Source organism: Cohnella sp. 56 (assembly GCF_037963805.1).
Taxonomy (GTDB): domain Bacteria; phylum Bacillota; class Bacilli; order Paenibacillales; family Paenibacillaceae; genus Cohnella.
The window spans coordinates 84418-102885 of record NZ_JAZDQE010000009.1; the positions used below are offsets into that span (position 1 = coordinate 84418).

19 protein-coding genes are annotated in these 18468 nt (G+C 63.3%); 7 read left to right on the forward strand and 12 right to left on the reverse strand.

All coding sequences use genetic code 11. The features are described 5' to 3' along the window. The first annotated feature begins 133 nt into the window (after positions 1–133). Complete coding sequence (locus VQ071_RS16600; RefSeq protein WP_340515215.1) at positions 134–544, forward strand: DUF4183 domain-containing protein; 411 nt, start codon at positions 134–136, stop codon at positions 542–544. Positions 545–597: 53 nt separating this feature from the next. Here the strand turns inward: VQ071_RS16600 and VQ071_RS16605 are convergent, their stop codons facing one another. From VQ071_RS16605 to hflK, 3 genes are all read right to left on the reverse strand, one after another. Then, positions 598–1551, reverse strand: a complete 954-nt coding sequence (locus tag VQ071_RS16605) for a stalk domain-containing protein (RefSeq protein WP_340515216.1) — start codon at positions 1549–1551, stop codon at positions 598–600. Between the two features lie 65 nt (positions 1552–1616). After that, positions 1617–2489, reverse strand: a complete 873-nt coding sequence (hflC, locus tag VQ071_RS16610) for a protease modulator HflC (RefSeq protein WP_340515217.1) — start codon at positions 2487–2489, stop codon at positions 1617–1619. Continuing rightward, positions 2486–3538, reverse strand: coding sequence for an FtsH protease activity modulator HflK (gene hflK / locus VQ071_RS16615; protein ID WP_340515218.1), 1053 nt, complete (start codon positions 3536–3538; stop codon positions 2486–2488). Before hflK ends, hflC begins: the two co-directional genes overlap by 4 nt. Positions 3539–3807: 269 nt before the next feature. Here hflK and VQ071_RS16620 point away from each other — a divergent pair, with 269 nt between their 5' ends. Then, complete coding sequence (locus VQ071_RS16620) at positions 3808–4389, forward strand: hypothetical protein (RefSeq protein WP_340515219.1); 582 nt, start codon at positions 3808–3810, stop codon at positions 4387–4389. A gap of 160 nt (positions 4390–4549) precedes the next feature. On the opposite strand, the gene VQ071_RS16625 is transcribed toward VQ071_RS16620, so the two are convergent. Together VQ071_RS16625 and VQ071_RS16630 are read right to left on the reverse strand one after the other, a co-directional pair. Continuing rightward, the gene (locus tag VQ071_RS16625) at positions 4550–5488 is read right to left on the reverse strand and encodes an aldo/keto reductase (protein ID WP_340515220.1); all 939 of its coding nucleotides are present in this window, start codon (positions 5486–5488) and stop codon (positions 4550–4552) included. Between the two features lie 18 nt (positions 5489–5506). Continuing rightward, positions 5507–6508, reverse strand: coding sequence for a Gfo/Idh/MocA family protein (locus VQ071_RS16630; RefSeq protein WP_340515221.1), 1002 nt, complete (start codon positions 6506–6508; stop codon positions 5507–5509). Between the two features lie 133 nt (positions 6509–6641). On the opposite strand from VQ071_RS16630, the gene VQ071_RS16635 reads away from it, so the two are divergent. Further along, positions 6642–7481: a helix-turn-helix transcriptional regulator gene (locus VQ071_RS16635; protein WP_340515222.1), complete on the forward strand. Its 840-nt coding sequence runs from the start codon at positions 6642–6644 to the stop codon at positions 7479–7481. 190 nt (positions 7482–7671) lie between these two features. Here the strand turns inward: VQ071_RS16635 and VQ071_RS16640 are convergent, their stop codons facing one another. Then, on the reverse strand, positions 7672–8049 hold the full coding sequence (locus VQ071_RS16640; protein ID WP_340515223.1) for a winged helix-turn-helix transcriptional regulator: 378 nt from the start codon (positions 8047–8049) through the stop codon (positions 7672–7674). Positions 8050–8167: 118 nt separating this feature from the next. Between VQ071_RS16640 and VQ071_RS16645 the strand changes: the two genes are divergently transcribed. After that, complete coding sequence (locus tag VQ071_RS16645; protein ID WP_340515224.1) at positions 8168–9181, forward strand: zinc-dependent alcohol dehydrogenase family protein; 1014 nt, start codon at positions 8168–8170, stop codon at positions 9179–9181. 45 nt (positions 9182–9226) lie between these two features. Here the strand turns inward: VQ071_RS16645 and VQ071_RS16650 are convergent, their stop codons facing one another. From VQ071_RS16650 to VQ071_RS16670, 5 genes are all read right to left on the reverse strand, one after another. Continuing rightward, complete coding sequence (locus VQ071_RS16650) at positions 9227–10129, reverse strand: aldo/keto reductase (RefSeq protein WP_340515225.1); 903 nt, start codon at positions 10127–10129, stop codon at positions 9227–9229. A 113-nt stretch (positions 10130–10242) separates the two neighbouring features. Continuing rightward, positions 10243–11772, reverse strand: a complete 1530-nt coding sequence (locus VQ071_RS16655) for an extracellular solute-binding protein (protein ID WP_340515226.1) — start codon at positions 11770–11772, stop codon at positions 10243–10245. Continuing rightward, positions 11769–12404, reverse strand: a complete 636-nt coding sequence (locus VQ071_RS16660) for a DUF4367 domain-containing protein (protein WP_340515227.1) — start codon at positions 12402–12404, stop codon at positions 11769–11771. The genes VQ071_RS16655 and VQ071_RS16660 overlap by 4 nt, the downstream gene beginning before the upstream one ends. After that, positions 12401–13045, reverse strand: a complete 645-nt coding sequence (locus VQ071_RS16665; protein WP_340515228.1) for a sigma-70 family RNA polymerase sigma factor — start codon at positions 13043–13045, stop codon at positions 12401–12403. The genes VQ071_RS16660 and VQ071_RS16665 overlap by 4 nt, the downstream gene beginning before the upstream one ends. Positions 13046–13211: 166 nt before the next feature. After that, on the reverse strand, positions 13212–14687 hold the full coding sequence (locus tag VQ071_RS16670) for a carboxylesterase/lipase family protein (RefSeq protein WP_340515229.1): 1476 nt from the start codon (positions 14685–14687) through the stop codon (positions 13212–13214). Positions 14688–14858: 171 nt separating this feature from the next. Between VQ071_RS16670 and VQ071_RS16675 the strand changes: the two genes are divergently transcribed. Further along, complete coding sequence (locus tag VQ071_RS16675; RefSeq protein WP_340515230.1) at positions 14859–15671, forward strand: DUF6492 family protein; 813 nt, start codon at positions 14859–14861, stop codon at positions 15669–15671. A 333-nt stretch (positions 15672–16004) separates the two neighbouring features. Beyond that, positions 16005–16562 carry an NADPH-dependent FMN reductase gene (locus tag VQ071_RS16680; RefSeq protein ID WP_340515231.1) on the forward strand — a complete coding sequence of 186 codons (558 nt, stop codon included), beginning with the start codon at positions 16005–16007 and terminating at the stop codon, positions 16560–16562. A gap of 131 nt (positions 16563–16693) precedes the next feature. On the opposite strand, the gene VQ071_RS16685 is transcribed toward VQ071_RS16680, so the two are convergent. After that, positions 16694–17932, reverse strand: coding sequence for an MFS transporter (locus tag VQ071_RS16685; protein ID WP_340515232.1), 1239 nt, complete (start codon positions 17930–17932; stop codon positions 16694–16696). Between the two features lie 164 nt (positions 17933–18096). On the opposite strand from VQ071_RS16685, the gene VQ071_RS16690 reads away from it, so the two are divergent. Next, on the forward strand, positions 18097–18444 hold the full coding sequence (locus VQ071_RS16690; protein WP_340515233.1) for a winged helix-turn-helix transcriptional regulator: 348 nt from the start codon (positions 18097–18099) through the stop codon (positions 18442–18444). Positions 18445–18468 lie beyond the last annotated feature (24 nt).

Below are 18468 nucleotides of genomic sequence, written 5' to 3' on the forward strand. Positions count from 1 at the left end.
GATCGGCTCCTTCCGGCTCATTTTAGCCGGATGACGCGGGGAATGCGCCGTAGCCAAATGGCGCGGCCGGCATGTACTAAACTTAGAGCCGGGGCCGTCATGGCAATTTTCCCGGTGCGGGGAGGTGAATGCGATGCCTGTCATTAAGCCTCTCATCGTCGCGATCGCCAGCGCGCCGGTCGCGACCGGCGGCGTCATCACGACGAGTATCACGCCTGCTGTGACTCGCTACTACGCGGTCCTCACGGCCGGCATGATCGCGGACGGCGCGACGACGATCCCGGCGGCCAGCTTCCTCGACGATGCGGACGCGCCGGTGACGACGCTGCCTGTGCCCGCCGGCAACAGCTACTACAACGTCTACCTCAACGGCACGCTGCAGCAAGGCGGCCTGTCCACACTGACCGACGCCAGCCTGGTGCTGGCGACGGACGATGTGACCGCAGGCATGCCCGTCCTGCTGGAATTCGGCACCTTCGGCGGCGACTCCGCGCTGACGACGCCTCCGACCATCTCGGCACCGACGATCACGATCATCTCTTAAGCAGCAGAAGGCCGGTCCCTCTCGGGGCCGGCCTTCTGCTGCATATCTATCGATTACGGACTGATGAATTGCTGCGTCCAATAGCTGCGATAGTCGGAATCCGTATAGTAGGCGTATCCGACGCCGAGCTGGGCGTAGTCGCCCAGCATGTTGGCGAGATGGCCCGGGCTGTTCTCCCAGCCGGCGACGACGGCTTCCGGCGTCCGCTGGCCTGCGGCGATGTTCTCGGCCGCCGCCCGGTACTTGATGCTCTGGCTCTTCATCATCTCGAACGGATCGCCGTAAGTCGGCGAGTCGTGGCTGAAGTAATCCTGCTCGCCCATGTCGGCCGACTTGAGGCGCGCGACGAGGGACAGCGGCACGCTCAGCGCCAGCGGCTTGGTCTTGCCGTGCCGCGCGCGCAGATCGTTCGTCCGGAAAAACACTTCGATCTCTTCGTTCGACAGCTTGAACAGATCGCCGCTCAACGCATATTGCTTGAAGGTCATGTCCGCTTCCTTGAGCGGCGCGCCGGACGTGTCGATGACGGCCGTCTTCGTCGCCGCGCGCCATTCGAGCGCGTGCCCGGTCAGCTCGGCGCTCGCCCGCAGCGGAATCATCGTGCTGTCCGACAGCAGCTGCGCCGCCACATCGAGCTTGACGACGTACGCGGTCTGCCGACCGGACGCGTCCGTCAGCGTGCGCTCGACGTACGGCGAGCCGATCTTCATGCGCAGCACGGTCCCGCCGCCCTGCGCGGCCTTCATCGTCGCCGTCACGAGCCGCGTGTCGGCATTCCAGTTCATCTTCGCGCCCATCGCCTCGAGCATGGCGCGCGCAGGCACGAGCATGCGCCCCGCCTGTATGACCGGCGCCGCCTCGGCGAAGACGACGGGCTTGCCGTCGACGATCGCATTGGCGGCGCCCGCCGCCGAAGCGACACCGCTGCCGCCGGGCGCCGGCGCAGCCAGCCCGACCGCCAGCAGCAGCGCCAGTCCCGTCCTGCTCATCCAACCTCTCCCGCTCATCGGATCGCCTCCCTCTATGCTGTCTATTTACCCTGATGCCTGAAGGCAATCTCCTGCGCAGTCGTCTACCGCTCACCGAGCAGAATCTTGGTGTACGGCGAGTCTGCGGGCAGCATGATGACCGGTTCGCCCTTGAACGTCGTCGTGTAGCTCTGGAGCGTGCGATACAGCTTGTAGAACTTCGGGTCCTTGCCGTACGCGGAATTGTAAATGCGCGCCGCCTCCTGCTCACCCTCCGCCACGATCTTCTTGGCATCGGCCTCGGCCTGCGCGATCAGCTCCTGCGCCTGACGGTCGGCGTTGGATGTGACCTTGCGGGATTGCTCGTCGCCTTCGGATAGATAGCCCGCCGCGATCGACTGTCGGTCGGAGATCATCCGGTTGTAGACGCTCTGCTTGTTCTCGTCGGGCAGATCGGTCTTCTTGATGCGTACGTCGATGATGTCGATGCCGTAGTTCTGGTTGGTCGCGACGTCCTGCACGATCTTGGTAATCTCGTCGTTAATGTCGCCGCGCGACGTCGTCTCGCTGATGATGCTGCCGTATTCGATCTCGGACAGCTTGCGCCGCAGCGCGTTGTAGATCGCGTCCCCGATGCGCCCCTCCGCCGCCGATACGGTCTGCAGCGAACGCAGGAAGCGATGCGGGTCGCTGATCCGCCACACCGAATAGTTGTCGACGATGATCGGCTTCTTGTCCTTGGTCAGAATCGTCGTCGGCTGACTGTCGTAGATGCGCTGATACTTGGGCAGCGTGCGTACGGATTCAATGAACGGCATCTTAAAATGAATGCCGGGGGACTGGTGGATGCGCGTGGCCTCGCCGAACTTCAGCACGACCTTGTACTGTCCCTCGCCGACGACGAACATGGAGCCGGAAAGAAGGATGATGAGCAAGAGGGCGCCTGCGCCGGTCATGACCCATTTGCGTGTACTCATTGGCCGGCACCTCCTTGGGCAGCGTTAGGTTGGGTCGTTGTGCCGCCGGATGTACCGCCGTTCTTCGCGCCGCTGTTTTTGAGGAAGCTGTCGAGCGGCAGATAGTTGACCGTGTCACCGCTGCCGTCGGTGACGATGACCTTGGCGTTCGGCAGTACTTGCTCGAGCGTCTCGAGGATGAGGCGATCGGCGGTGACGTCGGGATTTTTGACATATTCGTTGTAGACGGCGTTGAACTGCGCGACATCGCCCTGCGCGTTCAGAATACGGGACTTCTTCTGGGCCTCAGCTTGCTCGAGGAGCGCCTGCGCCTCGCCCCGCGCCTTGGGCAGCCGGTCGTTCACGTACTTCTGCGCCTGGTTGATCTTGGTGTTCTTCTCCTCGCGCGCGTTGGTGACTTCCTTGAACGCCGTCTGGACCTGGCCTTCGGGCGGCTCGATATCCTGGAACTTCAGGTCGATGATATGGATGCCCGTGCCGTACTTCTCCTGGATCTCCTCGAGCTTCTTCTTGACGTCGGTCTGGATGACGGTCTTGCCCTCGGTGATCGCATAGTCGAGCTTGGTGGAGCCGATGACCGAGCGGATCGACGCGCTGGCGGAGTTGCGAAGGAACTGCTCAGGGTCGTCGATGTTGTACAGGTAATCGCGAATGTTCGACACCCTCCACTCGATGACCGCGTCGGCGGAGACGATATTCTCGTCGCCGGTAATCATGAGCGCCTCGGATTCGACCGCCGTCACCTTGCCGCCGCCATCCTCGCGATAGCCGATGTGCAGCTTCTGCGTCAGATTGGCCGGCACCTTCACGACTCGCTGAATCGGCGACGGCAGCTTGAAGTGCAGACCGGACTTCTCCTGCGTCGCCGTGTATTTGCCGAATGTGAGGATGGCAGCCTGCTCCTGCTCCTGCACCGTGTAGAACATCGTCGAGCCGAACCAGATTACGATGACCGCGATGATGCCGATGATAATGAGCCGCCAAGTCCGCTTGGGCAGCTGCGGCATTTGGTACACTTTTTGCGTGTTGCCGCCTTGAAAGACTTCCATGCGCGTTCCCCTCCCCGTGAGTATATAAGAGTACATACGCCCGAAAGCGGGATGCGTTGCTATAAATGGTGGCAGAGGCGGGGGATGGCGGGTTCAGAGTAGTTAATTTAGTTTAAGCTCGGTGTCTTGTCCTCAGGAAAAAAAGAAAAACGGCCGTTCTACGGGTCACTTTTTTAATGTTTTTTTCGTCTCTTTATAAAGAAAAAGATATTTCGATGTAGGCGTTCGCTGTTGGAAGATAATAATATAGGCTTTTAGGAGGTGCCAAGATGAAAAAATGGATCTCTATTCTCTTATTGGGCCTTTTGCTGACTGGATGTGCTGAGCGGGGTAACGAAGCTTTGAACCATAATACACAAGAAGTAACTCCAACTCCTAGCAGTACTTCTATATCCAATCCAAGTCCAGCCGTGGAAAGCCCTTCCCCGACCGGCGGCGACTATGATCAAAATCTCATACGTGAACGGATGAAAGGCAAGGAACGGAAAGGAAAGCTTAAGATCGACGACATTAAAAACAATGGTTTGGACAAAGAACTATTAAAAACAGTAAATGTTTATTTAAAGGCTATGCAAGAGCAAGATAAAGACAAGATTCTTGAGATGAGGCATCCCAAAGCTTTTCAAGAAGGAAATATTCTGAGTTTATATACCAGTTCCACTTATATGAGTTCTGTGGATGAAGTATCGTTAGATAGTAAAAGGAAAAAAGAAGTGGCAAAAGAATATGATCTAGATGCTAGCAAAATTGCGATAGTTGTTGTGAATGTTACAAGTACTTCGGGTACCAAGGGAAGTGCAAACTTAATTTTTGTAAAAGATGGAAAATGGATGATTTACAAAACTGATTAAATCCCCTTATAACCTACAGAACGGGTATGCATGAACAAAGAAGGGCCGAGAAGTATCCCCGGCCCTTCTTTGTTTTTCTAAATTTTTTATTCCTCGTCAATTTCAAGCCATTTTGTTGGTTCCTTCGTATCTCGAATATCCAGAACGCATCCGCTAACCTTTATACCGTCTCGCGCTTCAGATCGAGCCAGTCCATCTCTTCTCTCGTCAACGTGAGGCGCATCGCTTCGTCGCAGGAGCGCAGCTCGTCGGCGTTGCGCGCGCCGATCAGCGCGCAGGTCGGGAACGGCTGGTTCAGCACGTAGGCGAGCGCGATCTGAATCGCGGTGACGCCTTTGTCGGCGGCGAGGCGTTCGGCGCGTGCGAGGCGCTCCCAGTTGTCGTCGCTGTAGAACACGCGCACCAGATCGGCATCGCTCCGGTCGTCCGGCCCGAACCGGCCCGTGAAGAAGCCGCGCGCCTGCGACGACCAGGAGAGCAGCGGGAGCTGATGCTGCTCATGCCAATCGATAGTCGCCGCGTCCGCCGAGACGGCGTCCTTCCAGTATGGCTCCTTGGCCTTGGCCAGGCTCAGGTTCGGGCTGCTGAAGGTGAAGCCGACGAGGCCGTGCGCAGCCGCATATTCGTTGGCCGCCTGCAGACGTTGCCACGTCCAGTTGGAGCCTCCGATCGCGCCGATCGCGCCCGACTCGATATGTTCGTTCAGCGCTTCGACGATGACGCCGACCGGGACGTCCGGGTCGTCGCGGTGCAGCGCGTACAGCTCGATATGGTCCGTCCGCAGCCGCTCCAGGCTCACGCGCAGGTCGTCGGCGATCGCCTGCCTGGTCACGCGCGGGCCGTTGTGATCGTGATGCGCGCCCTTGGTCAGCACGACGATCCGGTCGCGGTTGCCCCGCTCCTCCATGTACCGTCCCAGCACCTCTTCGCTCTGGCCGCCGCAATATATGTGCGCGCTGTCGACGGCGTTGCCGCCGAGCGCCAGGAAGGCGTCCATATTGGTCGCAGCCAGCTCATACGAATCATGGTAAAAGTAATCCGTGCCCTTGACCAGGCGAGAAACGGGCAGTCGCGAGCCCGGAATCGTAATAAAATCCATCTCTTGTCGCCTCCTAATCTATTGAATCTCGATGCGCGCGCGCTCCCGCGTGGAGCGCAGCACTGCGTCGATGACCTTCATATTGTTCACGGCGTCGTCCGCTCCGAACGACTGCGCCGCCCCGTCCAGCACCGTGCGGGCGAAGTCGTCGCCCTGCAGTGCGTACTGATTGGCACGGGACACCTCGATCTCCCGCCGCTCGCCGCCGGACACGACGAAGAAGTTGTACCCGCCGTCCGGGCCTGCGACGAAGGCCGACGGCACCTCGATGCTGCCCTTCGTCCCGAGCACCTCGAGCGTATTGCGCGAGGCGGCCCACATGCCGCAGTCGAAGGTCAGCGCCACGCCGTCCGCGAACTCGACGAGTCCGGACGCCATCATGTCCACGTCGTCGTGCTCGGGGGAGAACAGCGCGTGCGCCGTCGCCGCTTCGGGCTCGCGGCCGAGGATCAGCCGTGCGGCGCTGATCGGATAGCAGCCGACGTCGTATACGGAGCCGCCGCCCCAATCGCGGCGGTAGCGGATGTTCTCGTGATGGGCCGCGTTGTTGAACGTAAAGGCGCCGTGGATGCCGCGCAGCTCGCCCAGTTCGCCGGCCGCGACCAGCTCCCGGATCAGCCGGTATCGAGGGTGATGCCGGTACATGAACGCTTCGGCCAGATGTACACCCATCTCGCTGCAAGCTTCGGCCATGCGCGCGGCTTCAGCGGCGTCGAGCGCGATCGGCTTTTCGCAGAGCACATGCTTGCCCGCCTCCGCAGCGCGGATCGTCCACGGGAGATGCAGGTGATTGGGCAGCGGTATGTACACCGCATCGATCGAATCGTCGGCGAGCAGCGCCTCGTAGCTGCCGTAGGCGGTCCCGATGCCGAGCTGCTCCGCAGTACGCTGCGCCTTGTCCGCATCGCGGCTCGCGATGGCGGCCACTTCGCTCCGCTCGGACTGCTGCAGCCCCGGAATGACCGCACGCACCGCGATGCCCGCGCAACCGAGAATGCCCCACCTTAGCTTGCGTTCCATTGACATATATCCTCCTTCAACCAAGCACATATTAATAATATATTGTCATTATAATTAGCGAGCTTTAAAATTAAAATAATAGCTTATTGAACTGCAGTTATAACGATATTGTCACCTAGAAAGGCGGGACGCCGTGAAGCGGCAGACGCATCTGTTGACCCTCTCCGACAGCCCTTATCTCGTCATGCCCGAGTCCGTCGGCATCTACCGCGACTCCCCCGACCATACCGTACTGCGAGAAGCCGGCATGCCGAACAACTTCAACATTCACTATGTCGCGGCCGGGCGGGGCTACGCGGAGACCGAGTCCGGCATCCATGAGCTGCGGCGCGGCGATGCCGTATTGTACTTGCCGCTGCAGCGGCAGCGCTATTACAGCAGCGTAGAGGAGCCTTGGGATATACGCTGGGTTCACTTCTATGGGCCAGAGCTGCGCGATTATCTGGCGAGACTCGGGTTCCACCGGTCCGCAGTCTGCTCGTTGAGATACACGGAGGCGTGGGAAAACGCGCATCTGGAGCTGCTGGAGGAGGCAGAGGCTCATCAACTGCTGCGTCCCGTCAGGCTGTCCATGCTGACGTACGCGCTTCTCTCCGAATTCGCGCAGCAGGCGGTGCCTGCGACCGGGGCCAAGGCGGGGCGGACCGACCTGCGGATCGCGGAGCTGCTGCCCCACATGCAGCGGGAAGCCTGCCGTCCCTTTAATCTCGAAGATTGGGCCGGCCGCGCCGGCGTCAGCCGCCATTACTTCTGCAAGCTGTTCCGCCAGGCGACGGGAATCGCGCCGATGGACTTCGTGACTCGCTGCCGGCTGCAGATGGCCAAGCAGTGGCTGCTGGACCGTCCGGCGCACACGATCGGACACATCGCGGAGGAGGCGGGCTACCCGAGCGCCAGCTACTTCAACAAGCGGTTCGCGGAGCATGAAGGCGTCACGCCTACCGAATACCGGCGGCTGTTCGGCAAGGCTTAGACTTGCCGGACGCCCGCCGAGCGCCGGCAGGTACCCAGTCGGACATGGGAGCCTCGCCGCCCGCACGACACCTATAGCCCGCACGACGCCCATAGTCAGCGCAAAAAGCCGGAAGCCTCGACGAGGTCTTCCGGCTTTTCGCAATATTCGCAATATGTTGCAGCGGCCGGCGGCAGTGCCGCCCTCCCGTTCAGCCGGGCAAAGCGTCCTTCTGCGCGGCATCGTATGCCTCGCGCGCATTACTCACGGACGCATAGTGCTCCGCCGACCACCCCTTCAGCAGACGCAAAAAGGGAAGCAGTGTCGTGCCGAGCGGTGTCAGCGCGTATTCTACGGCCGGCGGGACGACGGGCGTTACTTTGCGGACGACCAGGCCGTCGCGCTCCAGCTGCTTGAGCGTCTGGGTCAGCATTTTCTGCGAGATGTCCGCAATCCGGCTCTTGATGGCGCCGTACCGGATCGTCCCGCCCTCCAGGGCATAGATGACCAACGCCGTCCATTTGTTCGAGACAATCTCCAGCGCCCGTCTGTAACTGCATTCCTCGATCGAGATATCGGGCTCCCTCACAGCCGCCGGCCTCCTTTACGCACCTTGAAGTTCGTATGCCACACTAAAGTGCCTTCTTACTAAAGTTTAGTAAATCAATTATCGTATGTCTATTCCCTATTCAAGGAGAGTGGCATTCATGAAAGCATACGTCATCCAAGGGGGCTTCGGCCTCGAACATGTCGTACAGATCGACCGTCCGATTCCCGAGCCCGGCCCGGGCCAGGCGCTCGTCCGGCTCAGGGCCGTGTCCCTGAATTCCCGCGACATCGGCGTCATCGAGGGCTTCTACGACCCTGCGCACACCGAAGGTCTGACTCCGGTATCCGACAGCGTCGGCGAGATCGTCGCACTGGGCGAAGGAGCGACCCGATTCAAGATCGGCGACCGCGTCAGCGCCATCTTCGCGCAGAGCTGGATCGAGGGTGAGCCGACGCAGGCGAACTGGACGTCTACGCTCGGCAGCCCGCTGGACGGCCTGCTGGCCGAGTACGCAGTGCTGCCGGAGGCGGGGCTCGTCCGCGTGCCCGATTATCTGACCGACGCGGAGGCCGCGACTTTGCCTTGCGCAGCCGTCACTGCCTGGCATGCCGTCGTCGAGGAGGGGCAGGTGCGCGCGGGCGACACGGTCGTCGTGCAGGGCACGGGCGGTGTCTCGCTGTTCGCGCTGCAATTCGCCAAGCTGCACGGCGCGCGGGTCATCGTCACCTCCGGCAGCGAGGAGAAGCTCGGCCGCGCGCTGGCGCTGGGCGCGGATATCGGCATCAACTACAACAAGAACGCGGATTGGGACCAGGCCGTACTGGCGCATACACAGGGCCTCGGGGCGGATCATATCGTAGACGTCGGCGGCGCAGCGACGCTGAACCGGTCCGTCTCGGCGCTCAAGGTCGGCGGCCGGATCAGCGTCATCGGCCTGCTGTCCGGCGCCGCCGTCGCCGACTTCGCCATCGTGCCCGCCATTCTGAAAAAAGCCCGGCTGCAAGCGATCAACGTCGGCAGTCGGGCGATGTTCGAGTCGATGAACCGGGCGATCGCCCTTCACGGGCTGCGGCCGGCGGTGGACAGCGTATTCCCGTTCGAGCAAGCGGTGGATGCGCTCCGCCGCCTGAAGGCGGGCGCTCACTTCGGCAAGATCTGCATCGCCTGCTAAGCGGCAGGCCCCGCCGTCCGCCGCTGCCGCTACGCCCTCGCGCCGTCAGCGGTGCAGCGCGTAGCGGTTCGCCGAGCTGACGCTGCGGATCGCCGCCAGCTCGGCGTCGGTCAGCGGCGGCACCTCGGCGGCCGCGAGGTTCTGGAGCAGCTGCTCGCGCGAGCTCGCGCCCGGGATGGCGGCGGCGACCGCCGGATGGCCCAGCGGGTAGCGGATGGCGAGCTGGGAGAGGCTGCGCGCGGGCGATGTCAGATGCGCCAGCTCGCCGCGCAGTGCGACCAGGTCGTGCGGCTCGTAATCGAGCACGCTCTTCGTCGGCTCTCGTCCGTCCGCCAGTGCGCCGCTCGCCACTGGCCCTCTCGCGATGACGCCGATGCCCGCCTCCGCGAGCAGCGGCAGCACCGTCTCCTCGGCTCTGCGGTCGACGATGCTGTACTGGCTCATGACGCTGGCGATTCCAGAGCGCGCGACGTACTCGCGGATGACGTTCGGCCGGATCGAGGAGATGCCGTACGCCCGGATGACGCCCTCTTGCTTCAACTGCTCGAACGCCTCGATCGTCTCGTCGATCGGATCGTCCAGCGTGCCGCCGTGGAGCTGGTACAGATCGATATAATCCGTGCCGAGCCGCTTCAGGCTGTCCCGGACCGCCGAGAGGATGTATGCCTTGGAGGCGTCCCAGGACCAGCCTTCCTGCCCCGGAATGCGGCGATTGCCGACCTTCGTCGCGAGCACGACTTGCGCGCGCCGGCCGCGGATGGCCTTGCCCACCAGCTCTTCGTTGCGTCCGCCGTCGTACAGGTCCGCCGTATCGAGCAGCGTGACGCCCCGGTCCAGCGCCTCATCGAGCAACGCGAGCGCCTTGTCCTCCTCCGTGCCGAGCGACATGCAGCCGAGCCCGATCTCTCCTACATATAGCCCGGATGCGCCCAACGGGTTCTTTTTCATCCGCATCTTCCCCTTTCTGTGCCACGAACCTTCCGCTGTCCTACGGCTTTTTTCTACAAGTATATCAGGATTGCACGGCGACCGCTCGGTCCCGCAGCGCCGGCGCCGGACGCTTATCCGCCCGTGGCCGCCCGCGCCGAGCCGAATACGTTGAGATCGAACGACTCGAGTCCCGCCGACTTGCGCTTCTCGTCGAGCGCGCGCTGGCCTTCGGCCACAATCTGCGCGAGCGCTTCGTCGTCCGTCAGCTTGCCCGACACCGCCGCCTCGATCGCATCTGCCGCTATATGCTGGAATGCCTGCGAGAACCCGACCGGCACCAGCGTATCCGATATTCCGGTATCAGGCCCGAGCGCATAGAACGCGGACAGATCGCGCCCTCGCGCATCCCGCTCGTAGCCCTCTCGTGCGAGCAGCCCGGTAGTAGAACGGGAGATCAGCTTCATATATTCGTCACTGTGCAAAAAGGAAAGGAACGTCCAGGCCAACGCCGCCTGGTCCGTGTCGCGGTTGATCGCGTAAATGTCGCTTAGTTCGAACAATGTCGTCCGCCCGGGCGATGCCGGATCGACCGGCGCCGGTACGATCCCCCAGTCGAATGCGGCCTCCTCGCCGCCGCGCGCCTGGATGTCCATCATGCGCAGCGTCAGCACATCGTCCACCGCCATCGCGGCCTTGCCTTCGGCGAACGCATTGCCGCCCAGGCTCATCGAGAACGAGCCGTCGCCATTGTCGCTGAGCGGCGCCTTCGGATACGCGACAGCTCCGCTGCGGTAGCCCTCCATCACCTGCTTGAACACGCGGGACCAGGACTGCGACCCGTACTGCAGCGACGTCCGCTTCGGATCGAGAGCCGCCAGCTTGCCTGCGGCGCCGATCCGCTGCACGAGGTCGAACGGACTTACCGTGAAGGTGGGCTGGTAGAGCCCGTACAGCGGCTGGCCGTCACCGTCCCGCTTGGGGAACCGCCCGGCAAGCCGCAGCGCCTCCTCCCAGCTGATCCCGGAGGCCGGATACGGAATGCCGTAACGGTCGAACAGCGTCTTGTTGTAGTACAGCGCGCGGCTCGTAAAATGATTGCTCAATCCGTACAGATGCCCGCCGCCGCCCTCCTTCAGCAGTTCGATCACGCCCGGCACGAAGCCGTCCAGGTCGAAGCCCGACCGCCGGATCGGCAGCTCCAGCTCCTGCAGCCTGCCCTTGTCCGCCAGGGCACGGTAGATGGGCGGCTCCATCAGCAGCACGTCGGGCTGGCGCTTGTCCAGCACGCGCTCATAGTCGGCGACGAGATCTCCGTCTCCCCTCGTAGCGGACAGGTCGACGACCTCGAACGAGACCTTCGGATATCGCGCGATGAACAGATTGCCGATATCGCGGTAAAAGGCTTCCTCGCTCGCATACATGACCGTCAAGGTCTGTTCCTCGTCGTCTGCCTCATACGGCTCCCAATCCTCTTCCTCCGCAGGCGTCCGCGTGCCCGGCGCCCCGGCGGACGCGCTCGCCGCGGCCGTCTGCCCGCCGCCCGGCGAAGCAGACGGCTCGGCGGCGTCCCGGCAGCCAGCGACCGGCCACGCCAGCAGCAGGATCGCAGCGGCGGCCAGCGTCCGGTACAGCCGCGGGGGACTCCCGCTCCATATGCTCATGGCTTCTGGTCCTCCTTGATCCGCAGCGTGATCGAGCCTGCCATCTTGCGGGCGTCCGATTCGTCCACCTTGCCGGACAGCGTATAGCGGGTACGCTCGTCCTGCCATACAAGCTCCAGCGTATCCGCAGTCAGCCGCTTCATCCAGGCTGTCCGCCCCGACAGCTCGATCCGCTCGTAGCCTGCCCGCTCCCACGCCTTCGCCGTCTCCTCCGCCTCCTTGCTCCTGCGCTGGATCAGCTCCAGCACGTCCGTCCCCGCAGCATCCTCGTAGCGCAGGACTAGCTCCGGCTCCGCGCCTCGCTGGCGCACGGCTTCGATCTCGGTCATCGCATAGCCGGCAGGCACGAAGGACGGCACCTTCGCGACATTCGCCGCAGGCGGCTCCGCGTCCGCCCCGAATACGCCGGGCATGAGCGCCAGCGCCGCGAAGACGGCCGCGGGCAGCAGGATCGGAGCGCCGTACCGCCACAGGCGGCCTCGTCTCAAGCCTGGCAGTGCGCGCGTGCGATGTGCCGGCTGCGCGGCAGCCTTGTCCAACCGCAGCAGTACGCGCCGCTTCAAGCTCTCCTCCGCAACCGTACCGTCCAGCTCGCGCGCCAGCGCCGCCTTAATTTTCTCCCCGGGATTCATCGGTCCTCGCTCCCTTCTCCGGCTTGGTCCAACGCATGACGAAGCAACTGCCGGGCCCGGTGCAGCCGGCTGCGCACCGTTCCCTCCGCCGCTTGCAGCATGTCCCCGATCTCCTGTGTCGTCAGTTCGTGATAATAATAGAGCAGCACGACCGTCCGATAGGGCTCGTTCAACCTCACGATGCGCTCGTACAACTCACGGTTCTCCTCCGCCCGCAGCACGCCGCCCTCGACGCTGTATGTCCGGTCGGCAGGCGGCGTCCGCTCCGTCTCCTTCCAGGGCCGGTCCATCAGCAGCACTCTGCGCCACCAGGAGGACTTGCGCATGTCCAGACAGACGCGGATCGCCACCTTCAGAATCCACGGCTTCGGGTGGGGCGCTTCACGCACGCGATCCAGCGCGCGATACACTCGCAGGAATGTCTCCTGATAGGCGTCCTCCGCCTTGTGCCTGTCCCGCAAGTAAAAATACGCGGTCCGCAGCACGGCATCTCCGTACATCGTCATATAGTGCTCCAGCCAGTCGCGGTCGGCAGCACGGTCGGCGCTGCCGGCGCTGTCGGCGTTCTGCGGTCCGTCTCCGTCCGGCGCGACGTCTTCCCTGACTGCGGCCAGGCCGGCCTCCAGCTTTGGCGCATGCAACCTCCATCACCGCCCTTCCTGCACTGTATACGAGCCAGCCTGCGTCCGCGCTCCCGGCCGGCCGCCGCAGTCCGGCTTAACGGCAAACATAAAGAAAAAACCGCCAGGGGCGATCGTGTCCCGACGGTTCTCCGGTTCTCTATTGTATATCGCCTGCCGATAATCCTCATATGCCGAGCCGCGCCCGCTTGCCAGCGTCCGGGTCCGAGACGATCCCCGTCCCTGCCGGCGCGCCGAACTTCATCGTCAGCCGCTCGGGCTCTGCGTACCGCGGCCAGGGGAGATTCGCCGTCCCCGGCGCACCCTGCTTCGCGAAGGCGAGCCAGGCCGCCTGCATCTCGCCGGCCAGCCGCCGCGCGTCCGGGCCCAATGCCACGCCGAGCTGACGCTCGAGTTGCGGCAGGTTGCCGAAGACGAAGACGATCTCCCGCGTATGCAACGCTCTGGCCAGCTCCGGATGCGCCGCCGAGGTCCAGTCGAACCGGTACATCCACACCGGCGCATGCCGGTGCTGCGCAAGCGCGAGCTGAAGCGCGGACCGCCAGAAAAAAAGATCGGTGATCGCCTCCGCCTGCCCCGCCGCCGTATGCGGATAGGCGCGCAAGAGCGGCTCCGCATCCGCAATGCCCGTCATCAGCTCGACGCCGCGGATCGCGCCCTCCATCGGCATGGGCGCCATATCCTCGCGAATAAAATAATGCCCCTCGTGCAAATTCGTGCCGATCAGCAGCGGTACGCCAGCCGCCGCGCCTGCCGCAATCGCCTCGAGCGGCTCTGCCGGCAGCTCCGCGACGCCCGCGACCGGCTGGAAGATCATCGCCGGGCCTCCGCCCAGCATTCTCGTCAGCTCCTCCGCCGCCTCGAGGATGGCTGCCGCCGGGAGCGACTTCAGTTGATGCGCTTCTGCCCGCTCGATGCCCAGCAGCAGCAGGATGCTCGCGACGATCTGGTCCGCCTGCTCCGCGGTCAGCGTCTGCGCCGCGCCGCTCTGCAGGATGGCGCGGCCGAACAGCCCCTTCGCGGCGGGCATCGCGAGCAGGGCGGCGATGCTCATCGCACCCGCGGACTCGCCGAACGCGGTGACCTGCGCCGGATCGCCACCGAAGGCCGCGATCTCGCGCCGTACCCAAGCCAGCGCGGCGATCTGGTCGAGCAGTCCGGCATTAGAGGCGAAGCCGGCGCCGAGCGGCGCCAGATGCATGAAGCCGAAAGGGCCGAGCCGGTAATTGATCGTGACGACGATGACCTCGCCCCGGTTCGCGAGCTCCGCGGCATCGTAGGCGGGATTTCCCCCGAACCCGGTGACGAATGCGCCGCCGTGAATCCAGACCATGACGGGCAGCGGCCCCTTCGCTTGCCCGGGCAGGGGCGCCCATATATTTAAATAGAGACAGTCCTCCGAAGGCGGCGGCGTATCCGCGCCGAGCGCGTACTTCTGCGCGGGGTCGCCCGGCTGGAGCGCCGGAGGCCCGAACGTCGCAGCCGCTCGGACGCCCTTCCACGGCTCCGGCGGCTCCGGCGCCGCGAACCTGCGCTCGCCGACAGGCGGCTTCGCATACGGAATGCCCTTCCACACGGCGGCGCCGTTCTCGATTCGTCCTTCCAACCATCCGATGCTTGTCTTGATCCGCAAGTCGCCCACAGCCGCGCACCCTCTCCTGTCAGCCTTAACATATCTTATTATCAACCTCTCCTGCGTGATTTTCCAGTCCAGTCGCCCAAGCCGATGCCGGGGAGCTTCATACGCTGTATCGTATCGGCGGAATCAAGCAAGCAGCGGTTACCGCACGCGGAAAGGAGCGGCGAGGCACAGATGGCACTCTCCAACCGGAGCGAAGGCAAGCCGGGTCCCCGCATCGACGTGCTGATCCCCGCGATCGACAAGGATCTTGGCACCCTCCCTCATGTGATCGACGGCATCCGCAAACAGGTGAAGCATCCGATCGCAAGCTTCATGATCGTCTCCCCCGACAGCGAACGGATCAAGGCGCTATGCCGCAAAAAGGGATGCAGGTTCGTCGACGAGCGCAAGGTGCTGCCAATCGGCAAGAAGGATATCCGCTACGGGACGAAGCGCTGGAATCGCGCGGGCTGGCTCTACCAGCAGCTGCTGAAGCTCGCGGGCAGCAAGCTTGGCGCCGCCGGCCACTATCTCGTGGCGGACGCGGATACGGTGCTGATCCGGCCGCATCGGTTCATGACGGGCGGCAGACCGATCTTCTATTGCCGCAGCTGGAGCCAGGGCGAGTACTTCCGTACGTATCGCAAGCTGCTGGGAACCAAGGCCTCCGCGCCCCGTTCCTTCGTGACCCACTACATGCTGTTCGACAAGACGAAGGTCGGCCAGCTGAAACGAAAAATCGAGGCGCGTCACGGCAAGCGCTGGTACAAAGCGATCATCGGCAGTATCGACAAGAGCCGGCAATTCGGCTTTTCGGAGTTCGAGACGTACGGCAACTTCCTGCACGGCCGCAATCCGCGCGGCATCGTCATGAAGCCCGCGCTGAACAAAAGCCTGCATACATCATATGCAAGCCTGTCGCCGGCCAGTCTGCGGCGGCTCGCGGGAAAGTACCGGTCCATCTCGTTCCACAAGCGCAAAATCTATTCGAGGCCCGGCGTTTAAACGTGCGGGAGCAGCCCAAGCGCAGTTCGCTTGGGTTTTTTAGCCGTCCGCCTCATCGTTCGTTGTCTCCGGCGAGCAACGTTTCTCGTCACTGCGACAGTCTCGCGCTCCCCCCTCGAACACAGCCGTTGCTGCTCCAAGACACTTTTTACGATCATACGGAAAACTGAGCCCAGGACGGCCGGCGCACGCCGCTCCGAAGCTTGATCCATCCCGCCATCTGGGCTACGATATGGGCGAGGCACGCTCTCTCCTCCGCAGCACCATGACGCACCGCCGCACCTTGAACGCGGAGAACCGGCTCCTACATACTCCCGGATGGAGGAATCATTTATGCTCAAGATCGCCATCATCATCGGCAGCACGCGCCCCGGGCGCAAAGCGGAGGACGTCGCCAAGTGGGTGTACGAGATCGCCTCGAAGCGCGACGACGCGGCATTCGAGCTCGTCGACATCGCCGAGTATGCCCTGCCTGTATACGACGAGCCGATCCCGCCTATGATGGGGAACTACAAGCACGCGCACACGCTGGCCTGGTCCGAACGGATCAACGGCTTCGACGGGTTCGTGTTCGTCACCCCCGAGTACAATCACTCGACGTCGGGCGCGCTCAAGAACGCAATCGATTATCTGTACCACGAATGGAACGACAAAGCCGCGGGCTTCGTCGGCTACGGCAGCGCGGGCGGCGTCCGTGCGGTCGAGCATCTGCGGCAGATCGCCGGCGAGCTGAAGATGGCGGACGTCCAGGCGCAGGTGCTGCTGTCGCTGTTCCACGACTTCGAGAACTTCAGCACGCTGAAGCCCGGCCCCAAGCAGGAGACGTCCGTGAGCAACATGCTGAATCAGGTCGTCGCTTGGAGCGGAGCGCTCAAGACGCTGCGGGTATAAAGGAAATAATCGAGAGGCCGAGCCACGGCGCATGCCGCGGTTCGGCCTCTTGCTTTGTGTGCGCTCCCGATTGGCGCGAGGACGGTCGACCGCTTCGCATATGCAGGTGCAGGCGCGCAGACAGGCACGCCTCACTCCCGCACGGGACGGCCGGCGCCGCCGCTCTCCGGGGCGAGGTGTCCGCCGCCGCCTGCCGGGACGCGGGCGCTGCCCTTGGCGAAGGACACCAGCCCCGCCGACAGCGACAGCAGCGCGAACACGAGGGCGGCCCACGGGTGATACCGGACCGTGGAGGTCGCGTCGGCGAGCAAACCGCCCGTCACGGAGCCGATCGCCACGCCCAGATGCAGCAGCGAGGAGTTGAGCCCGAGCACGATGTTGGCCGATTCGGGCTCGATCCGGACGAAGTGCGTCTGAATTGCCGGGATCGCCAGGGAATAGGCCAGCATCCACACAGCGGCGGCAGCGATGCCTCCCGCAAGCCCCCCGGCCGCGGAGGCGAATGCTGATGCCGCCACCGGCAGCAATGCCAGAGTCACCGTCATGACAATCAAGCTCCGCACGATCACCGCAGACGTGCCGAATCTGTCGACCGCGCCGCCGCCGAACCGCGTGGCGACCGTGCCCGCCAAGCCCAGCAGCAGCATCGTCAATCCTGTATAGGATAATTTCAGGCCGAGGATGTCCTGGAGGAAAGGCACGAAATACGTATTCAGCATGGAGATGCCCGACGAAAACAGAAGCGACATCAGCAGGCCCGCCGCGATCGCAGGCCGCCCGAGCACGGCGAACTGGCTGCCGAAGCCGGCCGGTGCGTCGCCCTCTACCTCCGGCATGAGCCGGAGCACGCCGAGCATCACGAGCAGGGCGCCGCCACCGAGCAGCAGGTACATGCTCTGCCAGGACCAGCTGTTCGCCAGCGCGATGCCGACCGGCGCGCCGAGCACGGCGGCGGCGCTGAACGCCATCATCAGCGTGCTCATGGAGCGGCCCAGCTGCGCGGCAGGCATGAGCTTGGGGAGCGCGCCGAGCGCAGTCGCGAGATAGACGCCCGCGCTGGCGCCGAGCAAGGCGCGCAGCGCGATCATCGCCGCGTAGCCATCCGCGGCGTACGAGAGCAGGCTGCCCGCGGCGAAGACGAGCAGGGCAGCAGCGAGCAGGCGGCGCCGCGATACCCGCTGCGTCAGCGAGACGACGACCGGCGTGCCGATGGCGAAGCCGAGGGAGAACGCGGTGACGAGCTGCCCCGCTTGAGCGATGCTGATCCCTGCATCCTGAGAGATAATCGGCAGGATACCGACGACGGCCAATTCGGCGAATCCCGTCAAAAACGTGCCCAGCGTGAGCATATACAAGATCGTGCGGTTCATCTATTACCACCTCTTATATTTGTCTTGGAGCTTCATGCCCCTTGTAGCGACAGTATAAGCGCGGTACTATAAAAAAGTAAGAACGCAATTTGTTTGGGGATAATCCTGTTTAATGGAGTAACTTACTTATATTAAGCTTGGTGGTCGAAGGAGGAATTTCGCGTATGTCTACTTCCGATCAAGACAAACCGATCTGCGAGGTTTTGCAGGTGCTCGGGGCCAAGTGGTCCTTCGTCGTCATTGCGGAGCTGCAAAAGGGACCGAAGCGGTTCAACCGGCTGCAGCGCGACGTCGCCATCGTCGGGACCCAGTCGCTCACGGATACGCTGCGCCATCTCGAGCAGAGCGGCATCGTGCGGCGGGAGGTCTACCCGACCGTGCCCGTGACGGTCGAATACAGCCTGACGGCCAAAGGGATGGACTTCCAGGCCGCCCTGGCGGAGATGGAAAAGTGGGCGCTGCGCTGGCGCGATCCGGAAGCCGCGGCAGCGCAGACGGCCGGCGAGGGTTAACGGTCGGATAGGCTGTCCGAGCGC